Below are 16,265 nucleotides of genomic sequence, written 5' to 3'. Positions count from 1 at the left end.
CTGGTCTTCCTGGTCGGCCGCAGTGATCGGCACTGCCTCGGCTCTGCGGTGTCTCGGTGCGGCGGCGTTGCTGCTGGCCGCGGTGACGCCCGTATCGGCCGCGCCCGCGAGCGCGACGCCGAGTGCGTCGGAGTTGGGGCATGTGGGACGGTGGATCACCGATGAGGACGGCCGTGTGATCACCCTGCACGGCGTGAACCTCGTCTACAAGTACCCGCCCTATTTCCCGGCGGCGGGCGGCTTCGGGGACAGTGACGCACAAGTCCTCGCGGACAACGGGATGAATGTGGTGCGGCTGGGATTCGCGTGGAGTGCGGTCGAGCCGCAGCCCGGCGTCTACGACGAGGACTACATCGCGCAGATCCATCAGACCCAGCAGGTGCTGGCCCAGCACCGGATCTACGCCCTGGTCGATTCCCATCAGGACGGGTTCAACGAAATGGTCGGCGCGAGCTGGAACGGCTTCCCGGACTGGGCGGCCTTTCCCGACGGTCTCCCGACGCCGCCGAATCTGGGCCTGGCCGGCGCGTATCTGCTGAGCCCGGGGCAGAACCGGACCTGGGCCAACTTCTGGAGTGATCATCCGGCCTCGGACGGCATCGGTGTGCAGGAGCATTACGCCGCGATGTGGTCGCATGTGGCGCAATACTTCGCCGGTGAGCCCTATGTGCTGGGCTATGATCTCGTCAACGAGCCGTGGCCGGGCGCGAGGTATCCGGAGTGCATCGTGAACGGATGCCCCGACTTCTCGCGCGACGCGCTCGCCGCCTTCCAGGGCAAGGCGATGCAGGCCATCCGGCAGGCCGACCAACGGCACCTGCTGTTCTACGAACCCTTCCTGACCACCGACTTCGGCGCGCCGGTGCGCATCCCCAACCCGACCGGCGACCCCAACGCCGGGCTGAGCTTCCACGACTACTGCCTCGGGCCCATCCGCACCTGCCCGGCAAACGGTTTCGACAACACCCGGGCCGAGAACACCGTCGGGCTGGTGACCGAATTCGGCGCGACCGACGACCAGGCGATCCTGGCCCGGGTGACCGGCAGCCTCGACGACAACATGGCCTCGTGGATGCTGTGGTCCCACAGCCAGAATCAGCTGCCCTCCCATCCCCAGGCGCCTCCCACCGGCGCGAACCTGATGAGCCCCGGCGTCGGCGTCGTGCGCCCCTACCCGCAGGCGGTCGCGGGCACGCCGCAGAACTGGCAGTACGACCCGGGCACCGCGACCTTCACCCTCCGATACGACACCGCACCCGTCGACCCGGGCCGGCCCTTCGCCGGTGACGCTCGAACCGAGGTGTTCCTGCCCGGCAGCAACTATCCCAACGGCTATCAGGTCCAGGTCGACGGCGCCGATGTCGTGTCCGCGCCCGATGCCGAATTGCTGGAGCTCAGGGCCGCCCCCGGGCAGGGAACCGTGCAATTGACGGTGACCGCCCGCTGAAGACCGGTTCGCCTCGTCTCGGTCGTGGAAGTCGTTCTGTGCCAAGATCATCGCCACCGCCACCGCCACCACAACGACCACGAGCCCGGTGCGCTGGTGAGCGCACCGGGCTTCGGGTCAGGCGGGGCGTGGCGAGGGTGGGGGTTGCGTGCAGGGGGTGGTTCGCCAGGTGGGGCGGCGGTGGAACGGGGGTGGGGGCGGGGTGGTGGGGCGTTTGTCGGCGGGCACGGGCTTGCTCCTTCGGGGGCGGCTAGTTGGTGGTGGGGCGGGTGGCCAGGACTGCGGCGGTGGCCAGCAGACTCAGGGCTGCGGCGAACCAGAGGACGGTGGTGAGAGGGAAGGTGTTGGTGAGGAGGCCGCCGAAGAGGGCACCCAGGGCGATCGCGAGATTGAAGACGGCGGTGTTGAGGGCGGTGGCGGGTTCGGCGGAGTTCGGGGCGGCGCGGAGGATCCAGGTTTGGACACCGACGGGGATGCCTCCGAAGGCCAAGCCCCACAAGAGCATCAGGAAGGTGCCGGTGATGGGGACGGTGCCCAGTGCAGCGATCAGGACCAGGACCGTGGCGAGGGAGACGCTGATGGCGACGATGGTGGCGCGGACGTTGCGGGCGGTGGCCGCGCCGGTGGTGAAGTTGCCGATGATGCCCGCTACGCCGAAGGCCAGCAGGACCGGGCCGAGGAGAGACCTGTCGATTCCCATGTGGGACTCGACGATCGGGGCCGCGAAGGTGAAGGCGGCGAAGTGGCCGCTCACGAGTAGGAACGTGATGAGGACGCCGGTGCGGACCACGGGGTTGCGGAACTGATCGGCGAGGGTGCGCAGATGGACGGGGGTGTCGGCGGGCAGGGCGGGGAGGAGCCAGAGCAGGGCGGCGACCACCAGCAGGCCGAGACCGCCGAGCAGGCCGAAAGCGATGCGCCAGTCGGTGAGTTCGCCGATCAGGGTGCCTGCGGGGATGCCCAGGACATTGGCCGCGGTGGCGCCGCCGAAGGCGATCGCGGTGGCCTTGGGAACGTCTTTGCCGGGGACCATGCGGACGGCGATACCGGCTGCCAGGGACCAGAATCCGCCGATGGCAATGCCGATCAGCAGGCGGGAGATCAGCAGGACCGCGAAGTTCGGGGCGAAAGCGGATAGCAGGTTCGCGCCGACCATGAGAGAGATGAGACCGAGCAGGACGTGACGGCGGTCGAGGCGGCCGATGGCCACCGGAAAGATCGGCGCGGTGGCGGAGGCGACCAGGCCGGGCACCGTAACCATCAGGCCCGCAGTGCCTTCGGAGATATCCAGGGCGCTGCTGACCGAGGTGAGCAGCCCGACGGGGAGTTGTTCGGAGGTGACGACAGCGAAGGTGCCGACGGCTACCGCTCCGACACCGAGCCAGCGGGTGAGCGGCACCCGCTCGTCGGTGCCCGAGGGGGCAATGGTGGTGGTCATTGTCTTACTCCTTGGCGTTGAGAGGGTTGCTGACGCGTTCAGACGGTTCCGCCGTCGACGCGGATGACCTGCCCCGAGATCCAGGCGGCGGCATCGCTGGTCAGCCATGAGACGACCGCGGCGACATCCTCCGGTTGCCCGAGACGACTGCGTGCCGAGGACGGCAGCGGGACGCCGGCAGCGGGATAGATGGAGTCCGAAACAGGCCCTGGCGCAACGGCATTGACGGTGATGTCCCGGCCCGAGAGTTCTCGCGCGGTGGCCGACACGAGGTGCTCCACCGCGGCCTTCGCCGCCCCGGACATTCCCGACGCGTTGGGCCCGGTACACACGAGCGCACCGGTGATGACGACATAGCGGCCGTTGTCCGCGAGATGCCCCGCCGCGGCCCGCAAGGTATTGAAGGCGCTGCGCGTGTTGTGGTCGATCAGCAGATCGAAGTCCGCGTCGGTGTGCTCGGCCAGCGGTTTGTGCACGACCGCCCCGACGGCGTGCACCACGAGGTCGAGGCGACCGTGGCGGGCGACCACACCCTTGAAAAGGCTGGTGACGTCACAGGATTGGATGGCGTCGGACCGGATTGCCTCCGCCCGCACCCCGTAGCTGTCCAGTGCGGCCAGGGTCCGCGCGGCGGAATGCTCGCCGTGGGCGTAGCTGATCACCGTCGTCGCGCCGCGAGCGGCGAGCAACTCGGCGCACGCGGCCCCCTGATCATGGCTGCCGCCCACGACCAGCGCGACCTTACCGAGGAGATCCCTTGTGCCGGTCGGCTTTTGCTGCTGTTCCGGGATGGTCGTAAGGGGTTGCACCGGAGTTCCTTTCGTAGCAGTCGGTGTGTTGCCACAAGCCTGCTAGGTCCGCGGGGAGAGCGGAAACAAAAGAACTCGGTACCCGTCACCGAGGAAACCGGTAGCCGAGCGAACGATAGTGTGGCTGCTGTGATCGACCTGGATATCCGTCAGTTGCAGTCGTTCCTGGCCGTCGCGGCCGAACTCAACATCACGCGTGCGTCCGCTCGCCTGCACCTGAGCCAGCAGACCGTCTCCACCCAGATCCAGCAGCTCGAACGGGCGATCGGCGTGACACTGCTGGTCCGGACCTCGCGTGGGGTCCTGCTCACGCCTGCCGGCGAGGAACTCGCGCGCGGCGGCAATGCCGTGGTAGCCGAACTGGGTGATCTCACCGATCGAGTCCGTGCCGCCGACCGAGTCCGCCTCGGCCGCCTGCGCCTGGCCTGTTGCCCCTATGCCACAGCGCTGTTCGCCACCGAGATCGCCGATGCCATGGAGGCCGCGGTCCCCGGACTCGAGGTCGAATTGACCACCGTGCACACTCCGCCGGAGGAACGCGCGCTCCTGCTTTCCGGCGAGGTCGACGCCGCATTCATCTGGCTCCCACTCGGCGACGACCGATTCCAGTACGCGGCCGTCCGAAGCGATCCGCGCATGGTCGCCCTGTCGCCGAAACACCCACTGGCACAGCAGGAATCGGTGACACTCGCCGAACTGGCCGACGAGCCGGTGCTGCGCCCGGACATCTACCTGTCCGAACAAAACCTCTGCCACTGGCTCGCCGACCCGCGCCCGGACGGCACCCCTGCCCTGCGCGGATCGGTCGTCGACAAGGTCGAGGACGCCCTGATGATGGTCGCGCGCGGCAAGGGCATCTGGCTCGCCCCCGAACCCCTGACTCGCTGGATCCCCAGCACCGCCGTGGTGTGGCGCCCAGTGATCGACGCACCCGCGTCCGACCTCGCCATCGTCTGGACCGGCAGCGCCCCACAGCATCTCATCGCCCGCATGATCGCCGAGGTCCGCACGATCATCGGCAGCCCCGAAACCGCCCTCGTTTGATCCCGGATCAACGGAGGGGCGGTACGCCATCACGGATTCGAACCCCGAACCCGCTGATCGAGAGTTCCCACCCGCTGGTTCTGCGCGCCACGCCCGACCTCCCGACTCGTGCTCGCGGGTGCGCACCCTACGAGACACGGCTCCAGGTGCTGTAGCAGTTGGGCTGGTTGGTCAGGAGGCTCGGGCGGTAAGGATTCTGTAGCCACATCTCCGCTACCGATGGTTTCGCCTGCGCGTGGTCGGGTATGCGAAGTGTCCCGATGAATGGGATGCCTCGTAGTCGATTCGGGCAAATGGCTGCTTCTGTGAGACGCGACACTCCGAATGCCGGTTCTTCGGCAGACCTGAAGTGGCGTTCGCCACGATGAAAGGCCTTCCCACCCATGCGAATCCGATCTCTTCGACTATCCGTTGCGCTGATGGCGACCGCGGTCGCGGCCACAACCGCTACCGCCGGCGTCGCATCCGCCGATATCGACCTCGGAAACACCGGCAGCAGCTCCGGCAGTAGCAGCGGCGAAATGGTCATTACCCTGGTGCGCCACGCCGAGTCCGCCGGTAACGTCTCCGGTCTGATCGACACCAAGGTGCCCGGACCCGACCTGACCGAACGCGGCCGGACACAGGCCGACAACTTGGCCACCCAGCTGGCCGACAAGAAATACGACTGCGCCTTCGCGTCCAACATGGTGCGTACCGAGCAGACTGCGGCACCGACTGTCGCCAAGCAGAACCTGAGCCTCAACATTCAGCCCGGTTTCCGGGAGATCGAGGCAGGCCAGTACGAGGGAACTCCCGAGGCCCAGGCGATGGCGGGGTACCTCCAGGCGCCGCTCAAGTGGCTCTCCGGCGACCTGAGCGCCCGAATTCCAGGCTCCATCGACGGCAACGAGTTCGACGGCCGCGTCGATCAGGCACTGCTCGAGGTGCAGCGCCGCCACTGCGCCAACCCGGTGATCTTCTCGCACGGCGCCACCATCATGTTCTGGTCCATGCTGAATGCCAGCAACGCCGACAAGAACAAACTCGGCACCGATCCGATGCGCAACGGCGGCCACGTCGTCCTCAAGGGCAGCCCGCAGAAGGGCTGGACCATTGTCGAGTGGGTCGGCCATCCGGACCTCGGCTGATTCACCCTTCCGCGCCCCGGATGTCACCGACACAATCGATGGCACCGGGGCGCAGTTGTAACTCGGCCCAGGGTCCCCGTCTTGCGCTGGTGGATGGCGTGGGCGTAGTAGCTGTGCTGTGATCGGCCGTGGTTGCCGGCGATACGCTGTTGGTATGCAACCGCCCGAGGTCGCCCTCGAAAACTTCGACGCCGTGTACGACTACTACCGCGATCATCGACAGAATCTGTTGAAGGCGAAGGCGGCGTACTGGTTGCTCGGGCGTCGCTTCCAGCCGCGGGTGGGTTTCGCGGCGGGGGCCCGGAAAGAATTGCGGGACTTCATCTCCGAAGGTCGGCCGCTGGTCATCTCGATCAATCATCTGTCGGAGAAGGACCCCTACACGGTGAGCGCGGCGGCCTGGCGCAGTCCATTGCGGCCCGTCATCGGGCACACCAGGGTGCTGGCCAAGCATGAGGTCTTCGCCCAACCCAAACTGCGGAGCACGCTCGACATGATGGGCGGCATGCCGGTATTTCGCAGCAAGGACCATGAGAACTCCTCGGTCAACGCCGCTTCGAGGCGGTTGATCGACACCTGTGCGGAGGTCATGGCGCGGGGCGACAGCATCGCTTTGTTCCCCGAAGGCACCTGCAACTACGTCGACCACACGCGAGTACTGGAACTGGGCGGGGGTATCGGGCACATCGTCTGTCGTGCTCGCGAACTCGGCGCGGACCCGGTGCTGGTCAGTCTCGGACTCAGTTATGGCCCCCGGGAGGATCCCGCCGCCGAACTGAGCACAGCGGATGTCCGGTCGGCCAGCTTCTACTTCGGGAGGCCGGTCGGCGAACTCCCCTCACAACCCGCCGACATCACTGGCCTGGTTCGCGAGGAGTTGCAGGCCGCTCTCGACGGTGCGGTCGCGGCCTACTGAGCGACGGTCCAGCGAGATCACCATGAGCCGACGTCGGTGGCGGCGGGCGGGTGCTTCGCGTTCAGTCAGGGCCGGCGCGAGTACGAGCAGTCGACGTGACTCTGGCGTTCAGGCATGGTGGTGTTCTTTCGCCTCGAAACCGCTACCGCCACTTAATCTTCCGCGCCCTTGGGCATCAGCGGACATTCTTCGACCGGGCAGTGTCACGGGTCTTGCCCCGTTCGTTGGTAGAGTCCGGGAAAAGGGAGGCTGAATGGGATTCGCTGCACAGCATGATCGTTCGGCGGTTGCCCTGATCCAGCGTCGGATACGAGCGGGGGTGCTCATAGTCCTGGGACTCGCGTTGATGTTGGGCGTACTGGTAGCCCCGCTGGTCCTCGCTCTGCAGAAACTCTCGGATCTGATGGCTGGTCATTTGTCATAGTGACGAGCGTGTCCGACAGCCTTGTGTTGCATTCGGCAGTTGCGGACATTCGACCGGCTGTGTACCAGGCCGGGAGGGCCGGGGCCGATTCATGGGAGGCGGGCATCCATTGATGAAACAGGTAGCCGGAGAAGATGTTTCGTCGACCGAAGCAGACTCGGGGCCGACATCTCGATCATCGCGCAAGCAGCGCATCATTTGGGCCATCGCCGTTCTCGCGCTGTTCGGGACGGGAACCGCCATGCTGGGCGTGGACCCGGACCGTTACTACCGGCTCGACAACCTGCAACCATGGTCCACGCTTACGTGCTGGACAGCCGCGTTCGTCCTCCTTGTCGCCTTCGCACGTCGACTCGCCCGCAACCGCATGCTGTGGATGGTCTGTGCCACCATCCTCGGCATCCTGACCTTCCCCCTCTGGCTGATTTCGCTGCTGCTCGTTTCCTCCTCGTCATCCCGCGATGACTTCACCCGAATCGTGCAGGTCCAGCCCAGTCCCGACGGCCAGGTACAGGCCGTCACCGAAACCTTCTACAACATGATCGACCCCTCCTGCCGAGTGTGGCTCCGCGAACCCGACGGCCTGTTCGCCCGCCGAGTCCTGCTCTGGCAACAGACTGAATCCGGCTGCGCGCACATCCGGTTCCTCGACAACACCACCATCGAAATCGACCGGCGCGATGGCCGGCCACCCGTGACCACTACGTTCGATCCGGACCGCATGCAGGTAGCCAAGTCCTTCACGCGGTAGCGCAGTGCCGAGTGCTCGGGCGACGCCCTGACACTTCGCCCTCGCATGCGCATGCCCTAATGTGTTCGCTGGATCGTTGCTTTGCTCACCGAGAAAAAACTCCAGGAAGGCGAAGAATCACGATGACCAACGAACATGTCGAGCACCACGAGCATGCCCACGTTCACGGTGAGGGTTGCGGGCACGTCGCGATCCCCCACGGGGACCACGTCGACTACGCCCACGACGGGCATCTGCACCGCGCCCACGACGGGCATTACGACGAATGCGAACCCGCCGGGCACCAGGCGCACGCCCATGCCGACCATACCCACGGCGACGGATGCGGGCATGTCGCGGTCCCGCACGGAGACCATGTCGACTACCTGCACGACGGTCATCGGCACGCCGCCCACGGCGACCACTACGACGAGCACTGAGCCTGCGGGCGGCGAAGCTGGGCGAGACCGGTAGTCTGCCGGTAAATCCCAACGCGCACAGACTTATTGAGCCCCACCCGGTGTTCCCGGGCGGGGCTCAGCGCGGTTCGGGCTGTCTACGGTGGCCGGTTCCGCTGCTCGGACAATTCCTCGTCGTCATCGAGCTCCACGACCGGCGCCGCGCCGGAGTCCGGCGGAGCCACTCGCGGGCGTCATGCCCAGCGCGGCGCAGAGCGCGGTGATCGTGGGGGCGCCGTCGAGTCCGCCGTCCTCTCGACGGTAGAGGCGGCACGACACGCTCGGGGGCTGTCCCGGCACCGCGAACGGGTCGCGGCCGTCGACCAGAAGCGTGGGTGATCCGGTCATTCCCGCGGTGGCGGCCTCGGCGGCGTCGTCGATGACTCGGTGCTCGATCTCGATCTCGGCTCCGGCGTCGGTGAGGGCGTCCCGGAGTCGTTGTTCGAGCACGGCCACGTTCGGGCAGTCCGTGACCTGGAGGATTTCCAGCTTCATAGCCTCATTCTCTACCCGGCTACAGCGTCGAGGCCGCTTGGAAAGTCACAGGCCCGAGGTCCCGGTCCAGAGGTCTTTGGACCCCTTTTCCTCGGTGGGCCGCCCGGGAATCCTTGAATCGCGGGGTGGGGATCCCAAGCGAAGGACCAGCAGTGAACAGTTTCCCGGCATCGGCTTCGGGGGCCGACAGTCCGCGCTCGCAACCAGGTGGGGATCCGTCCTCGATGGCGAAGATCCTGGTGGTCGAGAGCAGTCCGGCCCCGGCCGAGCTGCTGGAACTGACGCTGGCCTCGGGGGGATATCGGGCCGTGCGGACGATCAGCGCTCGGCGGGCGTTGAACAACGCGCTGCTGACACCGGACCTGGTCATAGTCGGCCCGTCACTGGCCAACACGAACCCGCCCGTCCTGTGCGGGCTGCGGGCGCGGACCGACGCCCCGATCCTGGCCATGAGCAGTGACACCGATGCGGACACCGTGGAACGGGTCCTGACCGGCGACACGTCGGAATGCCGGGTGATCCCGCTCCCGGCCCGGGACCTGCTGACCCACGTCGCCGCCCTGCTGCGTTCCGCCCCGGCCCGGAGCCTTTCGCGATGGCCGTCCGATTCGTCAGCACCGGCGAGCGCCTACCTCGGATGGCCCGCGACCCGGCCGACGGAGCGGGCGCGCACAGCTGGACCTCCCGGTTGGGATGAGAACAGCAATCGCATCGAATCGGACAGAAAGCCACTGACATACCTGGTCGCCACGTTCCTGATCGCGGCGATGGCAGTCTGTTTTTCGCTGATCCTGGCATAGCGCATGCTGCGCGCCGAGCCGGAATTCATCCTCCCGTTCCTGACCGTGCGCGCCGAACAGACTCGTCACCGCCGGCCGCGTGTAGCGGTCAGGTGCAGGTGGTGGGTGCGGGTCGACCGGTGAAGCGGTCGTGAATCCAGGTCATGGTGGTGGTGAAGAAGGTGGTCAGCAGGTTGAGGCCGTGGCCGATGATGGTGCCGGGCAGGATGGTCGGTAGCTGGGTTTGGGTGAGTTGGATGGTGGCTCCGTCGCTGCACCAGCGGGCGGCCAGGTCGCGGACCGGTGCGGCGGGGACGATGTCGTCGTTGTCGCCGGTGGTGACGAGCATGGGGACCGTGGGGGTGCGGTTGCCGAGGGTGAGGTTGGCGAGGATGCCGGCGATGGTGGGGTTGCTGTTGAGGACTTCGGACAGTGGCCGGCCGGTGATGGTCCATTCCGAGGTGTGGTGCAGGCCGTAGCGGAGGACGGTTTCGGCGGCGCATTGGTTGGCGACGTCGTTCATCATGGCGCGTCCGGCCGGATTGATCAGGGTCGAGAGTTGTTGTGCGGCTTCGGGGTAAACGGCTTCGAGCCCGTTGAGGACGTAGCCTGTCGCGCCGATGAGCAGACCGCCGTCGGCATGGTCCACCACGGCGAGCGGGTCGGCGGGCGTGGCGCCCGCGATGATGCCCTTGATGTCGAGTTCCGGCGCATAGTCGGCGACGTGTTCGGCGACGCTGCCCGCGGCATGACCGCCTTGGGAGTAGCCGGCGAACACGATCGGGCCGTGCGCGGGGATCGCGGGGTTGCCGAGTCGTTGGGCGGCCCGTGCCACGTCGAGAGCGGTGTGGGCTTCGGCGATCGGGTTGATGAAGGCGGTCGTTCCGGCGACGCCCAGTCCGGGGTAGTCGGGGACGACGACGCTGTATCCCTCTGCCAGCAGCGCGTAGAGGAAAGGCTGCTCGTATTCGGCCATCACGTCCAGTGGCGGGGTGTATTGGACGAGTCCGGGGATCTGCAGCGAAGGTGCGCATTGCCGGCCCTGGCCATGAGTGCCGTTGAGGTACACCACCAGTGGTTGCGGCCCGGGGCCCTGCCATGACGTGGCCGGTGTCAGGAGCAGCCCGGTCGCGAGGGCCGGGGCATCATGGGCGTCGCTGGTGTGGAACATGATTCGGGTCGCGGTCCCGGGGTAGACGCCGCTGGGGCTCGGCAACGACAGCGTCAACGGCGCCGGTTCGCTGCGGATCACATCGCCGGGATCGCCCGGCGGCAGTGGATCGGGTGTGTCGTAGAAGGCGGGGATGGTCGGGGGCGTCGCACTCGCGGGGGCCGCGAACGCGGTGGTCGCCGGGAGTGCGGTCAGTGTCACGCAGAGAATGCGGAACAGAGTGCGGCGCAGCGTCATTGCCGATACCTCGAAGTCGATTGTCGCGGTGGTCTAGGAGCGCGCGGCGGAATCGCGGCGGACGCGAGCGTCGTAGGCGTCACGGGCGGCGGTGTCCAGGCGCTGCAGTACCCGGTCCCTGGTGAGATGGCCACGGACGGCGGCCAGTAGGCGGTCGGGCAGCAGCGCCGCGGCGAGTTCGTAGGCGCGCATCCAACCCGGGACCGCGACCAGGGTGCGACGGTGGGCACAGGATGCGACGACGGCGGCCGCGATGCGCTCGGGATCGACAGTAGGCAGCACCCCGCCGAGCTGTACTCCGGCGACCAGGTCGGTGCGGACCGCCGAGGGCAGCACGGCGGTGACGGTGACGCCGGTGCCGTGCAACTCGTCGCGCAACGATTCACTGAACCCGATCACCGCGTGTTTGGAGGCGCAGTAGGAGGCCAGCCCGGCGGCGGGCACCTCACCGAGATACGAAGCGACATTGACGATGTGGCCGCGGCGGCGGTCGAGCATTCCGGGCAGGGCGAGTTTGGTGCCGGTGAGCACGCCCTTGACGTTGATGTCCAGGATGGCGTCGGTGACCAGGTCGTCTTCGTCGGCGAAGCGGCCCATCGGCATGATCCCCGCATTGTTGACCAGGATGTCCAGCGGCCCCTCGATGGCCGCGAGGAACGCGGTGAACGACTTGCGGGAGCGTACGTCCAATTCGTAGCCCTTGCCGCCGATCTCGGCCGCGGCCCTCTGCGCCGCGGCCGCGTCGATATCACCGATCCAGACCAGAGCGCCTTGGGCGGCAAAGGCTTTCGCGGTGGCGAGGCCGATGCCGCGGGCGCCGCCGGTGATCGCGACGGTCGCGCCGCGCAACTGCATCGGTGTCATGTCAGCGTGCCTCGACGGTCTCGTACCAGTGCGCGATGAGCGGGTATGCGCCCTTGCCGTTGTTCCAGGTCTTGCGGGCCAGGTGCACGCCCGGCACGATCTGCACCACCTCGTCGCGAATATTGCGGAACCGCTGGGGATTCGACTCGATCGGCGAGAAGTCCAGAATCAGCGCGTCGGTGCCGGGCGAGGAGTACGCGCCCTCCACGTAGGTGATCATGTCGAGTCCCTCGTACAGGCCCCCGACCCTGGTCAGCAAGCCCGGGAACACGAATCGGGCGACAGCTCCGAATCCTCTCGTGAATTGGTTGGTGCTGTCGCCCTGCGCGTTGTACTTCTTGCCGAGCCAGAAGTTGGACGAGTCGACTCGCACGCACGCCGCCTTGATCACGGTGAAGATCGCGCGGCCGACCGGGTCCAGACCCTCCCAATCGCCCCAGCCGATCACGTGCCCGCGCGACGGGCCCACCGGATGCGGCGGAGTGCCGAGCGCGAACAGCTCCGCGATCTCGGCCTTGGTTTCCGGCTTGTCGAAGTCGCGCGTCAGCCGCGCGAACCAGCCGAGGACGGCGTCCTGCGCGCCCTGCAGGTCGGTGTCCGCGAGGGTGCGCAGCTCGGTGACCCGTGCGGCCACCGGAGAGACGGTGATGGTGTTCGTGTTCTGAGCCATAACCAGTATGGAACGCCAAAATGAACGATGAGTCAATAACTGACTGTGAATTCATTTGTTGACTGTAGGATCATCGCGGTGCCCACCGCTACGATCGCCGACATGGCCCAGCCCCTCTCGCGCGTCGAACGCCGCAAGCAGGAAACCCGCCGCGAGATCCTCGATACCGCCCTCGCGTGCTTCGGCGAACGCGGCTACCACGCCACGGGCATCTCGGACATCGCCAAACGGGTCGGCATCGCGCAGGGCACCTTCTACTTGTATTTCCAGAGCAAGCACGACATCGCCGAGCAGGTCCTCGACGACCTCCTCGAACGCCTGACCACGGCCCTGGCCGAGACGCCGCCCGAAGCGCCCGCGAACCTGGCCGACTACCGGGCTCAGGCAGACCGCATCGCCGAATCCCTCACCCGCGTCTTCAGCGACGACCCCCGCGCGGCCCGATTCCTGCTGCTGCAAGCCGCCGCCATCGACGACGACATGGCCGAACGCGTCCTCGGCTTCCACGACACCGCCGCCGGGTTGCAGAGTGTCTACCTCCAGCACGGCGTCGACGCCGGCTACTTCCGCGCCGACCTCGACGTCGAATCCGCCGCCCGCGCCGTCAACGGCATGCTCTTCGCCGCCGTCCAATACCAGCTCCGCGATCCGGGCCCGCAGGCGTTCGACCGCCTCACCCGCGCCGTTCGCGAGATCATCTACCGCGGCCTCGCGGGCGAAACCCCACCCGAAGCCACGCCCCGAAGCTCATAGCCTGCGTATAGGTTTTCACGAAAACCGGTGAGCCCCGGCCGAATCCGGACCGGGGCTCACTGGTTTCGGAGTTCGGCTGGTCAGCGGCCGGCGTGATCGTCCTGGCGGTGGCCGGCGGAGTTGCCGCCAACGGGGACGGTGAGGAAGCGTGGGTTTTCCACGTCCTGGGGTTGGCAGTTCGCGGGGGCGTTGACGGGGTTGCAGCGGGCGGGGGTGCCGCCGGGGACCTGGACGGCGTAGGTGTTGTGCAGTCGCGGGTCGGGTTCGGGGTAGTCGGTGCTGACCCATTGGGCGCCGGAGGCGAAGGCGGCGTCGCGGGCGGCGGTGTTGTTGGTGCGGGCTTCGATGGTGTTGATGTCGGAGCGGGTGCGGACCATGTAGCCGGCCTGGACGAGTTCCTTGATGCGGGCGGCGTTCTGGACCGACTCGTCGGCCAGGATCACCGCGGCGTCGGGGTTGCCGGGCTGCGAGGTGGGGAACAGGACGCGACCGGTCAAGCTGCCGTCCGCGCGCAGGTAGTCGCGGCGATGGCGGTCGCCGGCCAGGCAGTTGCAGTCGACGAACATGAACTTCCCGCGCGACTCGGCGAGCGTCGGCCACTGCTTGTCCAGGACGGCCGCCTCGAGGGTGGGGTAGTTGCCCTTGACGTCGTCCGGGGTGATGATCTGCTGTTCGAAGAACACCGATCGGATCTCCGCGTCCACCCGGTCGTAGTCGGCCGGACCCCATTGCGGCATAGGGGGATTCGGGTCGGTGCGCAGCAGGTCGATGTCCTTGAATTCGACGAAGACCATGATCGGCAGGTGCCCGGGGTTCCGGCTCGACCACTGCTTCAGTTCGGTCAGGCACGAGGTGAACTTCACGCAGTTGGTCTGTTGATCGACCTGCGGGACGTGAAAGACCTTCAGACCGGGCTCGGCCCACGCGGGGTCGGCCATCCGGGTCGGGGCGCCCACTTCGGCCAGCATCGGGGTGTTCACGAAACGCCCGCCCGCCGGATCGGCGTTGACATCGAGCTCGACATGCCGGACGCCGAGCCGGCTCAGCTGCTCGGTGAGCGACTTGTGCTGGTAGTCGAGCCCGGCCTTGATCTGGTCGATCGGATACTGAGCGCCCAATGACGGCGGCAGCCCCTGCGGGATCAGACCCGAGTGATAGCTGTTGTGGGTGCCCATCGACTGGATCTGATTCATCCGCAGGGTGTCGTCGAGGGCGTAGGGCTTGCCGAGGCCCGGATCGGGCGCGGCGTGGGCCGCCACGACCGGGAACAGGCCGGCGAGGACCGTGGCGGCTGCGGCCAGGCACCACCGCGAGCGGCGTCGGGGACTTCTCATGGACAACTCTCCGTTCGGATAGCGGCACATAATCGCAGGTCAGGGTGGCCTGCGGCGGATGCCGACTGCTATCGATCGCAAATGCTAAGTGACCACTAAGCATTTGCAAACGGATTCGATCCCGGCTGTCCGGTGAGTGGACACGGACCGGTCCGCAGGGCGGGTGGCGGCGAGCCAATACTGTCGATGGACAGCACTGGATCGCGCAGTTCGACGAAAGGTCCGCGATGACTTCCGCACAGCCGGCCTCGCCCGATGGCCGCAAGGGCCGAGCCAGGCCGCGTCGCCGCTACATCCCGGGCGAGGAGACGCAGGAGCGGATCCTGACCGCGGCGGTCGACCACTTCTCCCGCTACGGGTACGCCAACGCCTCCATCGCCCGGATCGCCAAGGATGCGGGTATCAGCGATGCCGCGGTCATCCACCACTTCGGCACCAAGGAGGAACTGTTCCTCACCGCGATCGACCTGCGCGAGCAGCCGTTCGTGCCCATTTATGAGCGGCCGGTGTCGGTACGAGAACTGTTCGCGCAGTTCGTCACCGCGGTCCGCGAGAGCATGCGGCACCCGGAACTTGTGCGGTTTCGTGCGGTGCTGTCCGGGCAGGCTTTGCTCGAATCGAACCCCGCCGCAGAACGACTGCGCACCAACATGACCCTCATCCTCGAAGCCCTCGTTCCCGTCCTCGAACAAGGCATCGCCACCGGTGAACTCGAGCCGGGCACCGATGCTCGCCAGACAGTCCTCGAACTGCTGGCACTCAACGACGGGCTGCGACTGCAATGGGCCGCCCAGCCCGACGAGATCGACCTGCCCAGCGTCTTCGAGGCCGCGGCCGACGCTCTATTCGCCCGCGTTTCCATTGATGGGCAGGGGCTTTCGCCGACCGGCGCGCAGCGGTCGAGCTAGCGATCCTTGACGATGACTCCGAGCGTGTGCGCGAACGCCGGAGTCAGATCGAGCAACTGGGTGCGGGTGACGAGTGCGCCGGACAGTGACTCGATCCCGTCGGCGATATCGATCGACCGTGCCTCGCGGAGATCCACGTTCGTCAATCGGGCCCGGCGCAGCGAGAGCCCCTCGATCTCCGAGCCGGGGAACGAGACCGAGGTCAGCTCAGCCTCACTGATATCCACGTGGCGCAGTACGCAATCCACGAACGACACGTCCCGCAGCTCCGCTCCGCGCAGATTCACCGATTCGAACTTGCAGTTGTGGAAGGTGACCCGGCGCATCGTCGCGCCGAAGGCCTCGATCCCGGAGAACGCGTCGACCACGAATTCGGCGTCCATCCATGAGGTTTCGGACAGATCCGTGCGAATCCAGCGGCTGCCCTGCACCCACACGTCGTTGAAACGCGCGTGCCGGAAAGCACCGCCGGTAACGGTAGTGGCGGAGATGGCACACTCGGTGAACACGGCATTGCGGACATCGGGTTCGTCCAGTTCGAGACGGTCGAAATGCGCGCATTCGTAGGCGCCCTCGTCGGTGGCGTCCGTACGCGGCTCCAGGAAAGGTGCGAAGGGCAGGTCGGAGAGTTCGCGTGGCATATCGGATTCCTCTCCGC

17 protein-coding genes are annotated in these 16,265 nt (G+C 67.0%); 9 read left to right on the top strand and 8 right to left on the bottom strand.

Features of this window, described 5'->3' with window-relative positions; genetic code table 11:
- The first annotated feature begins 22 nt into the window (after window positions 1–22).
- Window positions 23–1,447, top strand: coding sequence for a cellulase family glycosylhydrolase (locus ABZ382_RS21990; RefSeq protein ID WP_357091583.1), 1,425 nt, complete (start codon window positions 23–25; stop codon window positions 1,445–1,447).
- Window positions 1,448–1,697: 250 nt separating this feature from the next.
- On the opposite strand, the gene ABZ382_RS21985 is transcribed toward ABZ382_RS21990, so the two are convergent.
- A complete protein-coding gene (locus ABZ382_RS21985; protein WP_357091580.1) occupies window positions 1,698–2,885 on the bottom strand; it encodes an MFS transporter in 1,188 nt (395 codons plus the stop codon).
- A gap of 38 nt (window positions 2,886–2,923) precedes the next feature.
- A complete protein-coding gene (locus ABZ382_RS21980) occupies window positions 2,924–3,694 on the bottom strand; it encodes an SDR family oxidoreductase (protein ID WP_357091578.1) in 771 nt (256 codons plus the stop codon).
- Between the two features lie 129 nt (window positions 3,695–3,823).
- Between ABZ382_RS21980 and ABZ382_RS21975 the strand changes: the two genes are divergently transcribed.
- The 5 genes from ABZ382_RS21975 to ABZ382_RS21955 all read left to right on the top strand — a co-directional run bounded on the left by ABZ382_RS21975 (window position 3,824) and on the right by ABZ382_RS21955 (window position 8,378).
- Entirely contained in the window at window positions 3,824–4,738 is a 915-nt protein-coding gene (locus ABZ382_RS21975) for a LysR family transcriptional regulator (RefSeq protein WP_357091575.1), read from the top strand.
- Window positions 4,739–5,157: 419 nt separating this feature from the next.
- Window positions 5,158–5,868 carry a histidine phosphatase family protein gene (locus ABZ382_RS21970; RefSeq protein WP_357091572.1) on the top strand — a complete coding sequence of 237 codons (711 nt, stop codon included), beginning with the start codon at window positions 5,158–5,160 and terminating at the stop codon, window positions 5,866–5,868.
- 154 nt (window positions 5,869–6,022) lie between these two features.
- A complete protein-coding gene (locus ABZ382_RS21965; protein WP_357091569.1) occupies window positions 6,023–6,784 on the top strand; it encodes a 1-acyl-sn-glycerol-3-phosphate acyltransferase in 762 nt (253 codons plus the stop codon).
- A gap of 536 nt (window positions 6,785–7,320) precedes the next feature.
- Entirely contained in the window at window positions 7,321–7,959 is a 639-nt protein-coding gene (locus ABZ382_RS21960; protein WP_357091567.1) for a hypothetical protein, read from the top strand.
- 122 nt (window positions 7,960–8,081) lie between these two features.
- A complete protein-coding gene (locus tag ABZ382_RS21955) occupies window positions 8,082–8,378 on the top strand; it encodes a hypothetical protein (protein ID WP_357091564.1) in 297 nt (98 codons plus the stop codon).
- A gap of 156 nt (window positions 8,379–8,534) precedes the next feature.
- Here the strand turns inward: ABZ382_RS21955 and ABZ382_RS21950 are convergent, their stop codons facing one another.
- A complete protein-coding gene (locus ABZ382_RS21950) occupies window positions 8,535–8,891 on the bottom strand; it encodes an alkylmercury lyase (protein ID WP_357091562.1) in 357 nt (118 codons plus the stop codon).
- A gap of 224 nt (window positions 8,892–9,115) precedes the next feature.
- Between ABZ382_RS21950 and ABZ382_RS21945 the strand changes: the two genes are divergently transcribed.
- Entirely contained in the window at window positions 9,116–9,691 is a 576-nt protein-coding gene (locus ABZ382_RS21945; protein WP_357091560.1) for a hypothetical protein, read from the top strand.
- A gap of 88 nt (window positions 9,692–9,779) precedes the next feature.
- Here ABZ382_RS21945 and ABZ382_RS21940 read toward each other — a convergent pair whose 3' ends face one another.
- From ABZ382_RS21940 to ABZ382_RS21930, 3 genes are all read right to left on the bottom strand, one after another.
- Window positions 9,780–11,042, bottom strand: a complete 1,263-nt coding sequence (locus ABZ382_RS21940; RefSeq protein ID WP_357091558.1) for an alpha/beta fold hydrolase — start codon at window positions 11,040–11,042, stop codon at window positions 9,780–9,782.
- Window positions 11,043–11,111: 69 nt separating this feature from the next.
- Window positions 11,112–11,942: an SDR family oxidoreductase gene (locus ABZ382_RS21935; protein WP_357091556.1), complete on the bottom strand. Its 831-nt coding sequence runs from the start codon at window positions 11,940–11,942 to the stop codon at window positions 11,112–11,114.
- Between the two features lies 1 nt (window position 11,943).
- Entirely contained in the window at window positions 11,944–12,612 is a 669-nt protein-coding gene (locus ABZ382_RS21930) for a hypothetical protein (protein ID WP_357091553.1), read from the bottom strand.
- Between the two features lie 78 nt (window positions 12,613–12,690).
- Here ABZ382_RS21930 and ABZ382_RS21925 point away from each other — a divergent pair, with 78 nt between their 5' ends.
- Window positions 12,691–13,365 (top strand): TetR/AcrR family transcriptional regulator, encoded by a 675-nt coding sequence (locus ABZ382_RS21925; protein WP_357091550.1) that lies wholly within the window; start codon window positions 12,691–12,693, stop codon window positions 13,363–13,365.
- Between the two features lie 80 nt (window positions 13,366–13,445).
- Here the strand turns inward: ABZ382_RS21925 and ABZ382_RS21920 are convergent, their stop codons facing one another.
- Window positions 13,446–14,699, bottom strand: coding sequence for a Ca2+-dependent phosphoinositide-specific phospholipase C (locus ABZ382_RS21920; RefSeq protein WP_357091548.1), 1,254 nt, complete (start codon window positions 14,697–14,699; stop codon window positions 13,446–13,448).
- A 227-nt stretch (window positions 14,700–14,926) separates the two neighbouring features.
- Between ABZ382_RS21920 and ABZ382_RS21915 the strand changes: the two genes are divergently transcribed.
- Complete coding sequence (locus ABZ382_RS21915) at window positions 14,927–15,607, top strand: TetR/AcrR family transcriptional regulator (protein WP_357091545.1); 681 nt, start codon at window positions 14,927–14,929, stop codon at window positions 15,605–15,607.
- Here the strand turns inward: ABZ382_RS21915 and ABZ382_RS21910 are convergent.
- Window positions 15,604–16,248: a pentapeptide repeat-containing protein gene (locus tag ABZ382_RS21910; RefSeq protein ID WP_357091541.1), complete on the bottom strand. Its 645-nt coding sequence runs from the start codon at window positions 16,246–16,248 to the stop codon at window positions 15,604–15,606. The two genes, ABZ382_RS21915 and ABZ382_RS21910, sit on opposite strands and share 4 nt — an antisense overlap.
- Between the last annotated feature and the right edge of the window lie 17 nt (window positions 16,249–16,265).

The organism is Nocardia sp. NPDC005825 (genome assembly GCF_040630175.1).
Lineage (GTDB): Bacteria > Actinomycetota > Actinomycetes > Mycobacteriales > Mycobacteriaceae > Nocardia.
The sequence above is the reverse complement of the archived record's forward strand: the minus strand, read 5'-3'. Positions and strand labels throughout refer to the sequence as shown.